Source organism: Roseisalinus antarcticus, assembly GCF_900172355.1.
Classification (GTDB): domain Bacteria; phylum Pseudomonadota; class Alphaproteobacteria; order Rhodobacterales; family Rhodobacteraceae; genus Oceanicola; species Oceanicola antarcticus_A.
Window position 1 is genome coordinate 1 of record NZ_FWFZ01000007.1, and the last position, 16,296, is coordinate 16,296.

At 68.0% G+C, this 16,296-nt stretch carries 14 protein-coding genes and 1 pseudogene; 10 read left to right on the forward strand and 5 right to left on the reverse strand.

What is annotated here, in order from left to right; translation table 11 throughout:
- Positions 1-170 precede the first annotated feature (170 nt).
- A pseudogene (locus ROA7023_RS08275) lies at positions 171-1,015 on the forward strand (ATP-binding protein); the annotation flags it as partial.
- 126 nt (positions 1,016-1,141) lie between these two features.
- On the opposite strand, the gene ROA7023_RS08280 reads toward ROA7023_RS08275, so the two are convergent.
- The 4 genes from ROA7023_RS08280 to ROA7023_RS08295 all read right to left on the reverse strand — a co-directional run bounded on the left by ROA7023_RS08280 (position 1,142) and on the right by ROA7023_RS08295 (position 6,082).
- On the reverse strand, positions 1,142-3,313 hold the full coding sequence (locus ROA7023_RS08280; protein ID WP_085878556.1) for a GumC family protein: 2,172 nt from the start codon (positions 3,311-3,313) through the stop codon (positions 1,142-1,144).
- A gap of 266 nt (positions 3,314-3,579) precedes the next feature.
- Positions 3,580-4,596: an isopenicillin N synthase family dioxygenase gene (locus ROA7023_RS08285; protein ID WP_085878557.1), complete on the reverse strand. Its 1,017-nt coding sequence runs from the start codon at positions 4,594-4,596 to the stop codon at positions 3,580-3,582.
- Positions 4,593-5,270, reverse strand: a complete 678-nt coding sequence (locus ROA7023_RS08290) for a pyroglutamyl-peptidase I (RefSeq protein ID WP_085878558.1) — start codon at positions 5,268-5,270, stop codon at positions 4,593-4,595. The genes ROA7023_RS08285 and ROA7023_RS08290 overlap by 4 nt, the downstream gene beginning before the upstream one ends.
- On the reverse strand, positions 5,267-6,082 hold the full coding sequence (locus ROA7023_RS08295) for an alpha/beta fold hydrolase (protein WP_085878559.1): 816 nt from the start codon (positions 6,080-6,082) through the stop codon (positions 5,267-5,269). The genes ROA7023_RS08290 and ROA7023_RS08295 overlap by 4 nt, the downstream gene beginning before the upstream one ends.
- 384 nt (positions 6,083-6,466) lie before the next feature.
- On the opposite strand from ROA7023_RS08295, the gene ROA7023_RS08300 reads away from it, so the two are divergent.
- From ROA7023_RS08300 to ROA7023_RS08325, 6 genes are read left to right on the forward strand one after another with little or no spacing between them, the layout of a single operon-like run.
- Positions 6,467-7,438 carry an ABC transporter substrate-binding protein gene (locus ROA7023_RS08300; protein WP_159458466.1) on the forward strand — a complete coding sequence of 324 codons (972 nt, stop codon included), beginning with the start codon at positions 6,467-6,469 and terminating at the stop codon, positions 7,436-7,438.
- A gap of 1 nt (position 7,439) precedes the next feature.
- Positions 7,440-8,918, forward strand: a complete 1,479-nt coding sequence (locus ROA7023_RS08305; RefSeq protein WP_085878561.1) for an amidohydrolase family protein — start codon at positions 7,440-7,442, stop codon at positions 8,916-8,918.
- The gene (locus ROA7023_RS08310; protein WP_085878562.1) at positions 8,915-9,685 is read left to right on the forward strand and encodes an ABC transporter ATP-binding protein; all 771 of its coding nucleotides are present in this window, start codon (positions 8,915-8,917) and stop codon (positions 9,683-9,685) included. The genes ROA7023_RS08305 and ROA7023_RS08310 overlap by 4 nt, the downstream gene beginning before the upstream one ends.
- A complete protein-coding gene (locus ROA7023_RS08315) occupies positions 9,682-10,455 on the forward strand; it encodes an ABC transporter permease (RefSeq protein ID WP_085878563.1) in 774 nt (257 codons plus the stop codon). The genes ROA7023_RS08310 and ROA7023_RS08315 overlap by 4 nt, the downstream gene beginning before the upstream one ends.
- The gene (locus ROA7023_RS08320) at positions 10,448-11,254 is read left to right on the forward strand and encodes an ABC transporter permease (RefSeq protein ID WP_085878564.1); all 807 of its coding nucleotides are present in this window, start codon (positions 10,448-10,450) and stop codon (positions 11,252-11,254) included. The genes ROA7023_RS08315 and ROA7023_RS08320 overlap by 8 nt, the downstream gene beginning before the upstream one ends.
- A complete protein-coding gene (locus ROA7023_RS08325) occupies positions 11,251-12,045 on the forward strand; it encodes an SDR family NAD(P)-dependent oxidoreductase (protein ID WP_200812477.1) in 795 nt (264 codons plus the stop codon). Before ROA7023_RS08320 ends, ROA7023_RS08325 begins: the two co-directional genes overlap by 4 nt.
- Before the next feature lie 2 nt (positions 12,046-12,047).
- Here ROA7023_RS08325 and ROA7023_RS08330 read toward each other — a convergent pair whose 3' ends face one another.
- Positions 12,048-12,761 carry a GntR family transcriptional regulator gene (locus ROA7023_RS08330; protein ID WP_085878565.1) on the reverse strand — a complete coding sequence of 238 codons (714 nt, stop codon included), beginning with the start codon at positions 12,759-12,761 and terminating at the stop codon, positions 12,048-12,050.
- Positions 12,762-12,964: 203 nt separating this feature from the next.
- Here ROA7023_RS08330 and allB point away from each other — a divergent pair, with 203 nt between their 5' ends.
- From allB to ROA7023_RS08345, 3 genes are read left to right on the forward strand one after another with little or no spacing between them, the layout of a single operon-like run.
- Positions 12,965-14,395 (forward strand): allantoinase AllB, encoded by a 1,431-nt coding sequence (gene allB, locus ROA7023_RS08335; RefSeq protein WP_085878566.1) that lies wholly within the window; start codon positions 12,965-12,967, stop codon positions 14,393-14,395.
- On the forward strand, positions 14,389-15,423 hold the full coding sequence (locus tag ROA7023_RS08340) for a Gfo/Idh/MocA family protein (RefSeq protein WP_085878567.1): 1,035 nt from the start codon (positions 14,389-14,391) through the stop codon (positions 15,421-15,423). The genes allB and ROA7023_RS08340 overlap by 7 nt, the downstream gene beginning before the upstream one ends.
- Complete coding sequence (locus ROA7023_RS08345) at positions 15,420-16,292, forward strand: amidohydrolase family protein (protein ID WP_159458467.1); 873 nt, start codon at positions 15,420-15,422, stop codon at positions 16,290-16,292. The genes ROA7023_RS08340 and ROA7023_RS08345 overlap by 4 nt, the downstream gene beginning before the upstream one ends.
- Positions 16,293-16,296 lie beyond the last annotated feature (4 nt).

Consider the following 16,296-nt stretch of genomic DNA (forward strand, 5'->3'; position numbering starts at 1 on the left):
TACAGGTCTCGCAACCCGAACCTTCTCCGAAGATCGACGGTGACCGCCAGCGTCACCACCGGCCGCGCACTGCGCTACGCCGGAGGCTCCGCGCGCGGCCTCCTACACCACTTCCCGGGACACTACCAAGGCGTGCCGGAGGCACGACGGGCCAGCTGAAGCTCTACGGCATGAGGACAGCCTACGACGAGATCATCGCCGTCTTGCCGGAGGCACGCTTCCGTCGTGACGGTCAAGCGACGGCACGAACCACAACAGGTCATTCATTGCCCGGCAGGCGATTGCGAAGCAATCTGCCGAGAGGGGCGACCTCCCGGCCGCCGAGATCAGTGAGAAGCAGGCACGCTCGATCGAATGCCAGCCGACCATCGCCAAGGTGCCGCTCGCCAGGAAGATCGAGGAGTGCGACGTCGAGGGTCGTCCAGAAGGGCGCCATCGGGTCGAGCCCGATGGACGACGAGGTCAACGGGACCCCGATCCGTGACCTCGCCACCGGAGACGTCCTCGACCACCCGCGCAATCTCGTGCTGATCGGCGGAACGGGAACCGGCAAGACCCGTCTTGCCGTCGGTATCGCCCGTGCCTGCATCCGCAACGGCCGTCGCGGCCGGTTCTTCAATGGTGTCGATCTGGTGAACAAGCTCGACGCCGAAGCCCGCGCCGCAGCGCGGACCTGATCTTTCGCCTCGACGTGTTCGCCATCGGTCTCGAACGCATGGCGACGCGATGGCTCACTCCTTGACGGGCTCGGCTATCTCCCGTCCGCTCGGAAAGGCGGCCAGCTCGTTCAGCGGGGAAACGGCCCAGTGGACCGTTTCCTGAACCCGCGTCACGCCACCTCATCGGCAAGCCCCACGAGCGGAGCTCGATCATCGCCACGACCAATCCCGCCTTTGGCGAATGGCCGACCGTCTTCGGCGACGCGACGATGACCGCTGCGCTCCTCGACCGCCCGACGCATCGCTGCGAGACCGGCGGCGGCGGCAACGAAAGCTGGCGCTTAAAGAACCGAGCCCAACGCAAAAGCCACCCCCGCCGGCCCGCCGCCGCTGCGTCACACGAGGACTGCGCAGCGCCGGACCAGCTCAGCTCCGGAGGGGTCAATGCCGGACGCCGATGAGGGGGCACGAATAGATGCTGATCAGCTGGTGTAGTACTTCGACCCGTAACTGGAATAGGCGCCGTAGCGACCGCCGTAGCCGTAGCGCTTCATGCCCTTGGGGCTGATCTGGCTCAGGACCAGGCCGGTGATGGCCTGGTTGCTGACCTCGAACAGGCGAAGCGCTTCCTCGACCTGGCTGCGCGAGGTGCTGTCCCAGCGCACCGTGAAGATCACCGCGTCCGACACCTGGGCGATGATCCGCGCGTCGGGCACGACCAGTGCGGGCGGGGTGTCGATGATGATGTTGTCGTAGCGGCCGCGCATTTCCAGCAGGAACTCGGCGAAGCGTTTGGAGGAGAAGAGATCGGCGGCATTGGTCTTGGTCCCTTCGCCGCCGAGGACGTCGGCGCCAAATTCCGGCAGCGTGTGGATCACCTCCCCCAGCGTGGCCTCTCCGGAGAGGAGCGAGACGAGGCCCTTCTTGGGCAGGTTCTCGAAGTAGATCCCGAAGGTTCGGCGGCGGATGTCGCCCTCGATGATCAGGACGGAGCGCCCCATTCCGACGAGATTGTGCGCCAGGGCGAGGGAATTCGTGGTCTTGCCCTCGCCCGGGATCGACGAGGTCGAGACGATCACCTTGGGCGGATTGTCGACATTGGACAGCATCAGCGAGGTGCGCAGGTTGCGCACGGCCTCGGCCGCGGCAGAGGTCGGCTTCTCGGAGAGATACTGGACGACCCGCCGGCGTTTGCGCGCGGGGATGACCGGGATCTGGCCGATCACGGGATAGCCGATGTCCTGCTCAAGGCTGCGGGCGGTGCGAAAACCCGTGGACATCGCCTCGCGCACCAGGATCACGAGGCTGCCGAAGATGATGCCGAGGAGCGCCGCGCCCAGAACGATGAGCGTCTTTCGCGGCGAGAATGCGGCGATCGGCGGGACGGCATCTGACAGGATCCGGCTGTCGGCTTCCTGTATCCCCTGCTGGGCGGAGGTCTCGTTGAGCCGGTTGAGGAAGTATTCGTAGAGCAGCCGGATCGCCTCGGCCTCGCGGGTCAGCTGCTGCAGCCTGATCAGGTCCTCGCCCTGGGTGGCGATCTGGGTTTCGAGCCCGGCGATCGAGGTCTGCAGGGCTTCGATCTGCTGCTCGGAGCGCATGGCCTCCAGCTCGGCGCGCTGGATGATCTGCTGGAACCGGGTGTCGAAGGCCTGGGCGATGGTCTCGCTCGTGGCGACCCGGGGCAGGAATTCCGACAGCTGGGAATCATTGGCGGCGGCCGCCTTGGCCCCGGGGGTCTCGGCGGCGCGCATGGCCGCCAGCCGGGCCTCGGCCGAGGCCGCGGCGATCGAGGCGGCCTCGGCCCGGTCGCGCACGTCCTTGAGCTGTCTCTCGAGCCCGGCGAGCGCCTCCGGCGAGACCAGATCGGTCGATGTGCTGAATTCCGCGCGGACCGCTTCGGCGCACTCCAGGTCGACCTGGAGCTCTGCGACGCGGTCGGACAGCCAGCTGGTGGCCTGCTCCATAGCCTCGAATTTCACGTCCAGCTGGTTGACGATGTAAAGCTCTACGATCGTGTCGGCGATCAGGGCGGATTTCTGGGCGCTCTCAGTCTCTACGCTGACTTCGAACACATAGCTTTGCGGCACGTTCCGCACGGCCACATGGGCCAGCAGCGAGGTGATCACGTTGTCGCGAATCCGGGCCTCGACCTCTTCGATGGGGCGGGGCGGCGGGGGTTGCCGCGGCCCGAGGATGAGCACGCGGACCCGTTCCTTCAGGACCCGGAACCCGGAGGGGTCGTTCAGGGCCTCGTTGAATTCGGGATCGGTGATCAGGTCGAGCTCGTCCACCACGCGGCCCATCAGGCCCCTGGCGCGCAGGATCTGCACCTCGGAGTTGAGCTCGGCCGTGCCGCCTGTGATGCCCGAGGTCAGACCTTCGAGGTTGGTCACGTTCGCCTGCTCGGTCTCGAGGATGACCACGGCGGTGGACCTGAACATGGGCGTGGCCGCGACATAGGCATAATAGCCGCCGGCCAGCACCGTCAGGGTCGTCAGCAGAGCGATGACCCACTTGCCCCGCCAGAGCGTGCCCAGCAGCGCGACAAGATCTATGGTGTCACCGTCGCTCTGTCCGTTGGACGGAGGCAGGGCCGCCTCGGCCTGGTTTGACGGTCCGATTGAACGGATGGCCGGAAAGCCCTTTGTCATTCTGTCTATCCCATCCCGTTCGGCGGCGTCTCACGTCCGTCACAAGGCATTGCTTCGACACTCCTGCCGAAGGGAATACTATCTGAAAAATCGTCAGGCCGCGAATAACGAACCATTGTCAACGCACAACATGCGTCAAAGCGCCTTTTTGAGGCATCTGTCAATCCAGTGGCATCGAATGACCCGCTCCCGGACACCGAAACGCATCCGGGCGATCAACCAAGGGGCGCCGAGGACCGTGCGCGGGGGTGCAGCGAAAGGGACGCTCAGGCGGCCGGGGCGGTGTCGAGGTAGGACATGCCCTTCTTGTAGAAATCGTCCATGAACTGCCCGAAATGCAGCGGCGGGTATGCGTTGGTCGTTCCCGGTTCGACCAGGCAGGGCACCGGCGAGATGATCGAATCGTAGTCGGGGTTCGCGAAATACGGCATCGAGTAGCGGTCCTTCACCGACCGGTTCACCACGCGGTGCATGGTCGAGATGAAGCGGCCGTTGGTCCAGCGCATCATCATGTCGCCGATGTTGATGACATAGGTGCCCTTGATCGGCCGGGCCGCGACCCATTCCTGCTCCAGGTGCCCGACCTCCAGGCCGCCGGCGTCGTCCTGCATCAGGATGGTAAAGGCCCCGGTATCGCGATGCTCGCCGGCGCCGATCTGGAAATCCTCCTCGCGCTGCGACGGCGGCTTGGGATAGAACAGCAGGCTCTGCTGGATCAGCGGCCGGCGGTAGAACGGGTCGAACCAGCCTTCGGGCAGGCCGAGGCCCAGGGCGAACGCGCGGCGCAGCAGGGCGGAGAGCACTTCCATCTCGGCCATGTAGGTCTGCATCGTGTCGTTGAAGCCCGGCAGGTGGTCGACCCAGCGGTTGGGCAGGTGCATCGGCTTGCGCATCACCACGTCCGGGTCGTCTTCGGGCAGGTCGAGCATAAAGCGGTAGGTCTGGATGCTGCCGCCGACGGCGCCGCCCTCGCCCTGCTGCTTGGTGGGCACGTATCCGCGCCACCAATCCTTGGTCGCGGCGGATTCCATCCGCTTCTCGAAGGGCTGGTCGAAAAAGGCCTTGTTCGCGCCGAACGCATCATCGATCAGCGATTGCGCGATGCCGTGCCCGGAGATGTAGAAGAACCCGACGGTGCGGCAGGCTTCGGCAATCTTGTCGGCGACGGCCTGGCGGTCGCGCAGCATGCCGTGGCGCAGCCTGTGCAGGTCGATGACGGGAATTTCGTTGGCCGAGATGTCCTTGGCCTTGTCGTAGACGCGCGGGGTGTTCTGGTCGGTCATGAGACGTCTCCGTTTGCGGTGGAAGAGAGCGCCGCCAGCAGGATGCGCAGCCCGGCGATCTGGTCGGCCAGGGCCATGCTGGGCAGGGCGCGGGGGGTGAGGGGCGCGGTATCGCCGCCCGGGGGCCCCTCGGACATGAAGCGGGCGACCTGCTCGGGCAGATACGGCAGATGGAAAAAGCCGCAGGGGCCATCGAGCCCGGCGGCCTCCATCGCGCCGAGGGCGGCGTAAAGGGTCGTGTTGCACAGGTGGGTGCCTGCAAAATGCGAGACGCGGGCAGGCAGGCCTGCCGCGCGGATGCGGGCGGCAAGGCCATGGGCGTCCCATGTGGCCAGCCGCGCCGGGGGGCCGTCCGGATCTATCGGGCGCCCGTAGGCGGGGCGCTGGCCGTAATTGTCGGCGACGCCGAAATCGAGCCGGTTGATCGAGGTCGTCTCGCACCGCATCACGCATTCCCCGGGCGCGAGGCCAAGCGAGACCACGAAGGCGGGCCTGTGCTCGGCGATCAGTTTGGCCATGTTGCCGGCAACACGCTCCAGGCTGACGTCGGTCGCCACGGTGTGAATCCGGACATCGCCGAACTCCAGCCCGTCCAGGTGGGACAGCAGCGTCTGGGATGGGCTGTCGGGCAGGCCGGCGAAGGGCTGGGATCCGGTGACGAGACCTGTCTTCATGCCGCGGCCCTCCCCAGTAGCCGCGAGAGCGCGGCGTTGAACAGCTCGGGCTGCTCGACCGTCGCCATGTGACCGCTATCGGGGATCATCTCGAGCTCCGCGCCCGGTATCAGGCCGGCGAGCCGGGCGGCGGCCTCGGCGGTGACGAAGCTGTCGTCGCGGGCGGTGATCACGGCGGCGGGGCACGCGATGTCGGCCAGCGCGGGTTCGTAGTTGCATCCGAAGGTGGCGCGGAACGCGTGGTGCAGGCTCTGCTGATCCATCGCGGCCCGCCACCGGATGAAATCGGCCACCGGCCCGGGATTGGCCTTGGCCCAGCTGCGCCCGAAGATGCTGTCAGCCTGTTCCGTGGCGAATTGCTGCGGACCCAGCGACACGGCGCGGTCCAGCATCGCCTCGGTTCCCGCCTGTCCCTCCGGAGAGCTGCGCACCCCGCCGCAGGCCAGCACGAGGCCCCGCAGGTCGAGGCCGTGGCGGCTTGCCAGGTCCACGGCGACGCAGCAGCCCATGGAGAAGCCGACGAGCACAAGCGAAGAGATCCCGAGCTCTGCCAGCAGCGCCTCGAGGTCGTCGGCATAGTCCGAAATCGTGATCGGCGCAGTGATGTCGCTCGATTGTCCGACGCCGCGCAGGTCCGGCGCGATCACCTGCCAACCGCCGATCACCAGCGGGTCGATCTGCTCGCGCCACAGGCGCTCTGCGTCCCAGCCAAGCCCGTGGATCAGCAGAACGACGGGCCATTCCGCCTCTCCTGCGTGAAGATACGAGATGGTCCCGCTCTCGGAGGACGCTCTGATCGCCAGTAATTCCATGACGGGAGATGGCCAACCGTGCTTCACCGAAACAATGGCTTTTTCGGCCTTCCCGACCTGAATCGCGCATTAATCGCCGATCGCCTAATTCCTGTGCATCCCAGCCTCGAATCTGCGAGTTTTTCGACAATCCAAGGATTATCGAAAATATTGAGCTGCTGCGCCGCGGCGGAGACTCTGCGCTTTGTGCGAGCGATGGTCTTGTTCGCGCAGGCTGGGGCACACCGACCCAGCGGTCGCGAGAGTGGCCTGACAATTGTCAACGATCTGATCAGGGGGACTACAAAAATGACCAAGACACGCCGTCCGGAAAGCAGACTTTTCACGCCACATCTCAGCCGCCGTGGATTTTTGCAGCGCTCTGCCGCCGCATCGGGCGCCTTCATGTTGCCCGCCGGGCTTGCCGGCCAGGCCTTCGGTGAGGCCCACGGGTTCGAAAAGGTCGTCCACCAGCTTGGCTGGGTGAAGTCGATCCAGTTCGGCGGCCATTTCGCCGCCATCGAGAACGGATATTTCGAGGACGAAGGCATCGAGGCCGAGTTCGTCGCGGGCGGTCCCGGCGGCATCGGCACCGACGTGGCCGTGGGCTCCGGCCAGGCGATGACCAGCGACACGGATGTCGAGGGCACGGTGCGGTCGCGGATGAGCGGGATCCCCCTGAAGGCCTTCGGGGCCATCATGCAGAAGGCCCCGGGCGCGATCATGTCGCTGGCCGACAAGCCACTGACCTCGCTGTCCGACTTCTCGGGCAAGACGGTCGCGTTGCCCGACGGGATGCGGCCTCAGCTGAGCGCCCTGCTTGCCACCGCCGACGTGGACCCCGATTCTGTCACCTTCGTGCCGGTCGGGACCGACCCGGGCATCCTCGCCGCCGGTCAGGTCGACGGCTATTACGGCTGGGCGACCAACCAGGGTGTCATGCTGCAGACCCGCGGCGTCGACATCGAGATCGCCTACATGAACGATCTTGGCGTGCCGGGTTACGCCGGTGTTCTCGTCGCCACCGACGAGACGATTGCCGAGAAGTCCGACCTGCTGACCGCCTGGCTGCGGGCCGAGATCAAGGGCTGGCAGTGGCACCTGGCCAATCCCGAAGAGATGGCCGTGCTCATGGTCGAGAAATACGGTCAACGCGGTCTCGACCTCGAGGCGCAGACGCTCGAAAGCAAGATGATGGCCGATTTCGTGCCGGTCGGCGACGCGGCCGAGAACGGCCTGCTGTGGATCGAGCCTGCGCCCTTCGAGGCGGCCATCGCGTTCAACGTGGCTGCGGGCGAGTTGGAAGAGGGCGCGATGAGCACCTCCGATGCGATGACGCAGGACCTCATCGCGGCCGCCCACGCGACGCTGGGCTGACGTGACCGAGACTGCGACAGAGCTGGCCTTCGACCACCTCCTGCGGGGTCCGTCCCGGCAGGAGGTGGGCGGGGGCACAGTCACCTTCGGTCCCGACGGCATCACCGCCGTCGAGACCGGGGGGTCCGGCCCGCCCGTCGGCCAGGTCGTGCTGCCCGCGCTCTGCAACGCCCATGACCACGGGCGGGGGATGCGGACCACGGCCTTCGGCGCGGGGGACGACGCGCTGGAAGTCTGGCTGACCCGCCTGGGGCTGGAGCCGAAGGTGGACCCCTATCTGCGGGCCGCCGTCGCCTTTGCGCGGATGGCGCAGGGCGGCATCGGCATTATGAATCACTGCCACAACACGCAGGACCCCGACGCGCTGATGGACGAGGCTCGCGCCGTCGCCCGCGCCGCACGGGATGTCGGGGTGCGCGTGGCCTTCGCCGTGCCGCTGATGGGCCACAACCCGATCACCTACGGCGATCCGGCCCCCCTGCTGAAGGCCGTCGGGCCGGAGGCCGCGGCGCGGATCAAGGCCCGCAAGATCATGCCGTTCGCCGATCAGCTGGCCATCGCCGAAGACATATTCGCCCTCGAAAGCCCGCATTTCATGCCGCAATACGGCCCTGTCGGGCCGCAATGGGTCGATGACGCGACGCTGGCCACCGTGGCAGACCGCTCCGCCAGCCTGGGGCGCAGGGTCCACATGCACCTGCTGGAAACGGAATCGCAGCGGCAATGGGCCGACGCGGCCTATCCCGGTGGCTTGGTGTCCCACCTCGATGGCCTCGGCCTGTTGTCGGAGCGTTTGACCGTCGCCCACGGCGTCTGGCTGACGCCGGATGAGTGCGCCCTGCTGGCAGAGCGCGGGGTGATGGTGTCGGTCAACACCTCGTCGAACCTGCGGCTTCGGTCCGGCATCGCGCCGGTGGCTGCCTACATCAAGGCCGGGCTGCGGTTCGGCATGGGGATGGACGGGATGTCCTTCGACGATGACGAGGACGCCCTGCGCGAATTGCGCCTGCTGTGGACCCTTCAGCGCGGGTTCGGTGTGCACGACGTGCTGGACCGGGACCGGCTGTGGCAGGCGGTGGTCGCGGACGGGCGGGCGGCGATCCTCGGCCCGGACGATGGCGGCCGGATCGCGCCAGGGGCGCCGTCGGATGTGCTCGCGCTCCGGACCGACCGGATGATGGCCGATGTGGTGCCCGGCCGGGCGAGCGCCGAGGACCTGATCCTGGCCCGCGCGACCAAGGCTGATGTGGCAGGACTGTGGATCCACGGCCGCAAGATTGTGACCGACGGTGCCTGCCTGGGCATCGACCTGCCGGCGCTGGAGGCGGAGATGCTCGCACAGGCGCGATCGGCCGCAGAGGCCGCTCCGGCCGACCTGGACGAGGTCGCCCGGATCGAGGCGGCCTACCGCGATTATTATCGCACGGGCTGTCATTGCCACCCGGCCCCGGGCCCGGCTGGGGCGGAGACGACACCATGACCGAGATCGCGATCTCCGGCGTGTCCAAGAGTTTCTCGCTTGGCAAGGGCGAGATCCAGGCACTTGCGGATATCGAAATCACCTTTCCGTCGGGCAGTTTCACCGCCCTCATCGGCCCCTCGGGCTGCGGAAAGTCGACCCTGTTGCGGCTGATCGCCGATGTCTTTCCGCCGACCACGGGCAGCATCCGCGTGGGCGACCATGGCCCCGACGCGGCGCGGCTGTCGCACGAGATCGGCTTCGTCTTCCAGGATCCGACCCTTCTTCCCTGGCGCAACGTGGTCGAGAACGTGCGCCTGCCCGCGGAGGTCGCCAAGATCGCGCCCCGGCGGGACCCTGCCGCGCTGACCACGCTGGTCGGTCTGGCCGGGTTCGAGGAGGCGCGGCCGTCGCAGCTGTCGGGCGGGATGCAGCAGCGCGTCGCCATCGCGAGGGCGCTGGCGCTCGACCCCAAGGTCCTGCTGATGGATGAACCCTTCGGCGCCCTGGACGAGATCACGCGGCAGCGCATGAACATGGAGCTGCTCAGGATCTGGAAGGAATCGGGCGCGACCGCGGTCCTCGTCACCCATTCGATCAGCGAGGCCGTCTTCATGGCGGACACCGTGGTCGTCCTGTCGGCCAACCCGGGCCGTGTGTCAGAGGTCATCTCCGTGGATCTTCCGCGGCCTCGGCGGCTCGACCTGATGCGGGACGCACGGTTCAACAGCTACGAGAACAAGGTGCGCGAGGCCCTCTTCGGGGACGACATGAAGGTGCCGGCATGACCCCCGCGGGGACGTTGCGCAGCATCGCGCCGCCCGCAGCGGTCATGGTGGCCTTGCTGGCGCTCATGGAGATCGCCAAGGCCGCCGGCTGGCTGCCGATCACGGTTCCCGCGCCCAGCCAGGTCGTCGCCGTGATCCCCGCCCAATGGGACAACCTGGTCTATCATGCGGGGGGCACGCTGCGGTCGGCCCTGCTTGGCTATTTCGCGGCGGCCTGCGCGGCGCTGGCGCTGGCCTCGCTGGCGCTGTCGCGCGAGGGGGCGGAACGGCCGATCCTCAGCCTCGGCGTGCTGATCGACTGCGTGCCGCTGATCGCGCTGGCGCCGATCTTCGTCATCTGGATCGGCCAGGGGTCCGCGCTCTACATCACCATCGCAGGGATTTCGTCGTTCTTTCCGCTGCTTCTGGGCACGGTACAAGGGTTCAAGGCGACGGACCGGTCGACCAGAGAGCTGTTCCACGTCATGGCCGCGAACCGCTGGCAGCGGCTGCGCCTGCTCGCGGTGCCGAGTTCCCTGCCCTATCTCTTCGCGGCGATGAAGGTTGCGGCCCCGCTGGCCCTTCTTGGCACACTCATCGCCGAATGGATGGGGGCCGAGCGGGGGCTGGGCGCGATGATCCTCTACGCGCTCTTCTCATTCAACGTGCCCGTGGTGTGGCTGACCATCGTGACGATCTGCGGCCTGTCGGCAGGGGCCTACGGGCTGATCGCCCTGCTTGAGGCGCGGATCGTGAACTGGGGCCCCAAGGGGGTGTCCGGCCATGGCTGATACCGCGCCCCACCAGGCCGACAAGCGCCCCTCGCGCTATGCCGAGTCGCAGGAGCGGCTGGCCGCCCTGGGACGGTTCGCGCGGTTCGTGGCGGTCGTGCTCGTCGTCGTCGTCGTCCTTTGGCAGGGGGCGATCAGCCTGCTGGATATCGAACCCTTCGTGGCGCCGGACCCGCTCAGTGTCGGGCAGGCGCTGGTCCAGGAAACCGATGCGCTTGCGGTCGCTCTGGCCTATACCCTGCGCAGCACGGTGGGCGGCGTGGCGCTGGCGCTGGTCCTCGCGGTGAGCATCGCCGGGCTCTTTACGCTGTCGCCGCTGCTGTCGCGGGCGCTGTTGCCGCTTATCATCATGCTGCGCACCGCGCCGATCCTGGCGATCGCGCCGCTGCTGATCCTGATCTTCGGACGCGGGCAGACCACCTCCATCGTGGTTGTGGTGATCGTCTCGTTCTTTCCGATCATGGTGAATGCGGCGCGGGGCTTTGCCTCGCCCAAAGCCAATGCGCTGGAGCTGATGCATGTCTGCGGCGCCAGCTGGTGGCAGACCTTCACCCGGGTCCGGGTGCCCTTCGCGCTGCCCTTCATCTTTACCGGCATCCGCATGGCCAGCGCCGGCGCCGTGCTGTCGGCGATGCTGGCCGAATGGCTGAGCGGGGCGCCGGGGATCGGCACGCTGATCCTCGAGGCGTCGTCGTTCCGCAAGCTGCCGCTGATGTGGGCAGGGGTGGTGGTCAGCATGATCACCGCGACGGCGATCTACGGCCTGACCGTCTGGATGGAGCGGAGGCTGTCACGATGAGCATCCCGATGGGGCTGGAGGGGCAGGCGGTCTTCGTGACCGGCGGTGCCAAGGGAATGGGCCGGGCGATCACCCTGCTGCTGGCCGAGGCGGGCGCTGACCTGGTGCTGGCCGGGCGCGACACCGACGCGCTGGAAGCGGTCGCCGAAGAGGCCCGGGCGCTGGGCCGCGCCGCCCTGGTGGTGCCCTGCGACGTGACGGACGAGGCGAGCGTCCAGTCCGCCGTCGCCAGCGCGACCCGGACGATGACGCCCGCGTCCTGGGGGCTGGTCAACATCGCGGGCGGGACCGGACCCTCGGGCAAGATGCTGTGGGAGCACAGCGTGGCCGACTACCACGATGTCTTCGACGTCAACGTCCTGGGCCCGTTCCTGACGATGAAGCACATGCTGCCGGTCATGCTGGGCATGCAGGCGGGCGCCGTGGTCAACATCGGCGGCACCTTCGGCTTCAAGGGGGTGCGCCAGGCATCGGCCTATGGCGCCACGAAATGGGCGCTGCGCGGTTTCACCAAGTCGGCCGCGCTGGAGGCGGGGCCCTTCGGTGTCCGGGTCAACATGGTCTCTCCCGGCGGTGTCGAGGGGCCGCGCCTGACGCGGCAACTGGGCGAGGCCGCCGTGCGCGAGGGGATCGAGCCGCAGGAGGCCTATGACCGGTTCTGCCGCACCGCGGCCCTGGGCCGGATGAGCACGGACCAGGACGTGGCGCTGTCGGTGCTGTTCCTGCTTGGGCCGGGGGGGCGCAACATCACCGGGCAGGACCTGCTCGTGGATGGCGGGACGATCGTATGACCTTAGGTCAGCCGCGTCAGCGCGTCGGCCACCGCCTCTCCGGTGTCGGTCACGTGCACAGCCAGCAGGTCGCGGCAGGCCACCGCGTCCCGGTCGAGGGCGGCGATCAGCAGGGCATCGTGCTGCAGGGCAAGGCGGCTTTGCATCGACCGGGCCGGAATGGCGAAACGGCGATACCGGTCGAACTGGTCGATCAGCAGCGTGCAGAAATGGATCGTCCAGTCAGAGCCGCAGGCCGCGATCAGGCTGAAGTGAAAGTCGCGGTGGCACTGCTCCCACTTGCCGGAGCGGTCGCTGTCGCCCAGCGGCGTGACGATCTCGGCCGCCGAGCCCAGCCGCTTCAGCCGCCTGTGGGCCAGCAACAGCGCTTCTTCCCAGCCCTCGTCGCCGCGGGTGACCGAGGCCTCGGCCGCGCCGGGTTCCAGCCGGCGGCGCATGGCGACGATATCTGCCCAGTCGGCGGGATCGAGCGGCGGCACACGAAAGCCGCGATTGCTCTCCTGCAGGACCAGTTTCTGCGAGGCGAGCCGGAACAGCGCCTCGCGCAGCGGGCTCGCGCCGATGTCGTAGCGGGTGCGCAATTCGGCAAAGCGCAGGTTCGAGCCCGGCGCGAAGACCCCCATCAGGATGTCGCGCCGCAGCACCGCATAGGCATGGTCGCTGGCCAGCAGAATGCCGCCGTTCTCGCCCGCGCCGGCCTGGTCCTGAAGCGTCATTCGCCTGCCGGCCTTTGTGTCATGCCTCTACCTGTTCCCGAATGTCGCCGTTCCGAAGGCGCACATCAAGTCAGCTTCGCCCGCGTCCGCGCCTCCGTCGCCCGGAATGATGATTTGCGCGGCCGGATCGGGCCGGATGTTGCCAATGACGGCGTATCGGTGATCTGACAAGCCAAGAATGCCCAAGACCAGAAGGAAACGTGATGAGCGAGCGCAGCGTCGAGACGGTGATCTCCAACGGAACCATTGTGAACGAGGACGGCCGTCAACAGGCTGACATCGCCATCGACGACGGCCGCATCGTGGGCATCGGCGCCCCCGGCACGCTGCCCGCCGGACGCGAGGTGATCGACGCCGAAGGCCAGATGATCCTGCCCGGCATCATCGACGTCCACGTCCATTTCCGCGAGCCCGGCATGACCCACAAGGAGGATTGGGGCACCGGCAGTGCGGCCGCGGCGCTGGGCGGGGTCACCACCGTCTTCGACATGCCCAACACCGACCCGCCGGTCGACACGCCAGCGCATTTTGCCGAGAAACTGGCCTTCGCCGAAGAGAAATCCATCGTCGATTTCGGCATCTACGGCCTGCTGGGCGAGCATAACCTCGACCAGCTCGAGGCCTTGGCCGAGGCCGGTGTCTGCGGCTTCAAGCTGTTCCTGGGCAACACGACGGGCGATCTGCCCTGTCCCAACGACGGGGCGGTGCTCGAAGGGTTCGAGATCCTGGCCCGGCTCGGCCTGCGCTGTTCGATCCACGCCGAGAACTCGCCGATGCTGTTCTGGCGTCAGAACCGGCTGAAGGCGGCGGGGCGCAACGATCCGCTTGCCCATCTTGCGGCGCGGACGGACGTGGTCGCGGTCGAGGCGCTCAGCCGGTCGGGGGTGATCGCCGAATGGACGGGCGCACGCATCCATATCGTGCACGAAAGCTGTGCCGCGAGCCTGCCCTATATCCGCTTCTTCAAGGAGCGCGGCGTGGACATCACCGTCGAGACGCTGCCGCAGTATCTCTATCTCGCGGCCGAGGAGATGCTGAGCCCCGGCGGCGACCTGATCCGCATGAACCCGCCGATCCGCCAGCGCGCCCACCAGGAGCCGCTCTGGGCCGGGCTGAAGGACGGCACGATCGACATGGTCTCCACCGATCACGCGCCCCATGCGCTGAGCGAAAAGGACGCGCCGACGATCTGGGACATCGCCTGCGGTTTTCCGGGGGTGCAGACCTCGCTGCCGCTGATGCTGGATGCGGTGGCCAAGGACCGGATGACGCTTGAGGACGTCGTGCGCACGATGAGCGCGGCCCCGGCCCGGGCCTTCGGCCTGTTCGGGCGCAAGGGCGTCGTGCGGGTGGGGGCCGAGGCAGACCTCGCCCTGGTCGATCCGAACAAGGCGCATACGATCCGCGCCAGGGAACTGGCGTCGCGCGGAAAGCTGACGCCCTATGACGGCTGGACGGTCCAGGGCAGCGTCATGCGGACGCTGGTCCGCGGCCAGACCGTCGCGGTCGATGGCAAGATTGTGGGCAAGGCGGGCTCCGGCCGCCTGGTCCGGCCCGAGATGCCGCCGCCCGCGCCACGCAACACCGCCACGACCATGCAGGCGATCATGACGCCGGGTGCGCAGCCGTGGTGATCCGCGTCGGGCTGATCGGCGCAGGCATGATCGGGGGCTGGCACGCGCGGATCGTGGCCGAGGGGGCCAGCGCACTCGCAGCGGTCTGTGACCTGGACATGGCCCGGGCCTCGGCGCTGGCCGACAGATACGGGGCGGCGGCCTTTGATGATCCGGCCGCGTTCTTCGCCTCTGGGCTCGACGCCGTCATCATCGCCACGCCCGAGGCGGCCCATGCGGGCAACGTCGCCATGGCCGCCGAACAGGGCTGTGCGGTGATGATCGAAAAGCCCGTGGCCCCCGACCTCGCCACCATGCGCGAGATCATCGCCGTGGCCGAGGCGGCGGGCATCACCGCCATGGCCGCCCATGTGGAACGGTTCGAGACCGGATCCGCGCAGTTGCAATCGGCGGTGGCCGAGGGTGTCTGCGGCCGCGTCGCCTCTATCCTCGCGCGGCGGCAGTTCGGCCCCGGCGAGGTCGGGCGCTTTGCCGGCAGCTCCTCGACCCTCAGGATCCTGGGCATCCATGATTTCGACCTGGTGCGCTGGGTCCATCCGGGCGCGATCGCTTCGGTCCATGCCATGGCCGGCCGGGGCGCGCTGCACGCGGCGCACGGGATGGACGATCATGTCATCACCACCATCGGGTTCGAGGATGGCGCCGTCGCCTGCGTCGAGAGCGCCTGGACCCTGCCCCCCGCCTATGCGCGGTTCGACAGCCCCGAGGGTTGGCAGGCGGCCGGCAACAACCGGCTGGATGTCTACGGGGCGAAGGGCTTCGTCTCCAACGACATGTCCCTTCGCAATCAACAGCTTGTAGCATTCGACGCGGCCGAGGGCTTTCGCGCGGCGGGAATCCGTCATCAGCCCGTGGTGCACGGCCGGGTGCAGGGTGCGTTGCGGGCGGAGGTCGAGCATTTCCTCGATTGCGTCGCAAGCGGCGCGGCGCCGATTGTGGGGCTTGGAGATGCGCTGCGCTCCGTCGCGTTGCTGGAGGCCGCGGAGGCCGCGCTCGCAAGCGGGGTGCCGCAGGTCCCGGTCCTGTGAGCGATGCGCCGCGCCTCGTGGACGCCCATCACCACCTGTGGCGTCGCGTCCCCGGCAGCCATCCGTGGCTGGCCGGCAACCCGGCGCTGGACCGGGATGTCACGCCCGCGACCTATGATGCCGCGTTCGCCGGGTTCGACATCGCCGCGACGGTATGGATCGAGGCGCTGGCCGCCGATCCCCTGGCCGAGCTGGCCGCCGCCGAAGAGATGCGCAAGGCGAGCGGCGGGCGGGTCGGTGCGGCGCTGATCGGGCATCAACCGCTCGACGCGCCCGATTTCGGCGAGAGATTGGACCGGTGCCGCGCCATCAGCCCGGCGTTCCGCGGTATCCGCGACATTGTCGCCGCGGGGCCCGAGGGGCCAAGCCTCGCCCGCTCCGCTGACCTGCTGGACCGGCCCGCGTTCCTGGACGGGCTGCGCGAACTGGCGCGGCAGGGCCTGGTGTTCGACCTCATGCTGCGGCCCCGGCAGATGGCACGGGCGGCGCGGGTCCTGTCGCAGGTGCCCGACCTGCGCGTCGCCATCGAACACGTGGCCAGCCCCAACGACCGCAGCGTCGACAACATCTCCGCCTGGCACGAGGGGCTTGCCGCCCTGGCGGAGCTGCCCGGAACGGTGATGAAGGTCTCCGCCCTGCAATGCCTGGAGCCGGGCTGGACCGACGACAGCCTCGCAGGCATCCTCGCCCCGGTCACCGCCGCCTTCGGTGCGCAGCGGATGTGTTTCGGCACGGATTTCCCGGTCCACGACCAGACCTGCCCCGGGCCCGAGGCGATCAGGGCGATGGACCGGATCACGCGCGACTGGACAAAGCCCGACCGCGCGAGCCTGTTCGAAGGCACCGCACGAGAGCTCTATTCGCTCTAGGCGG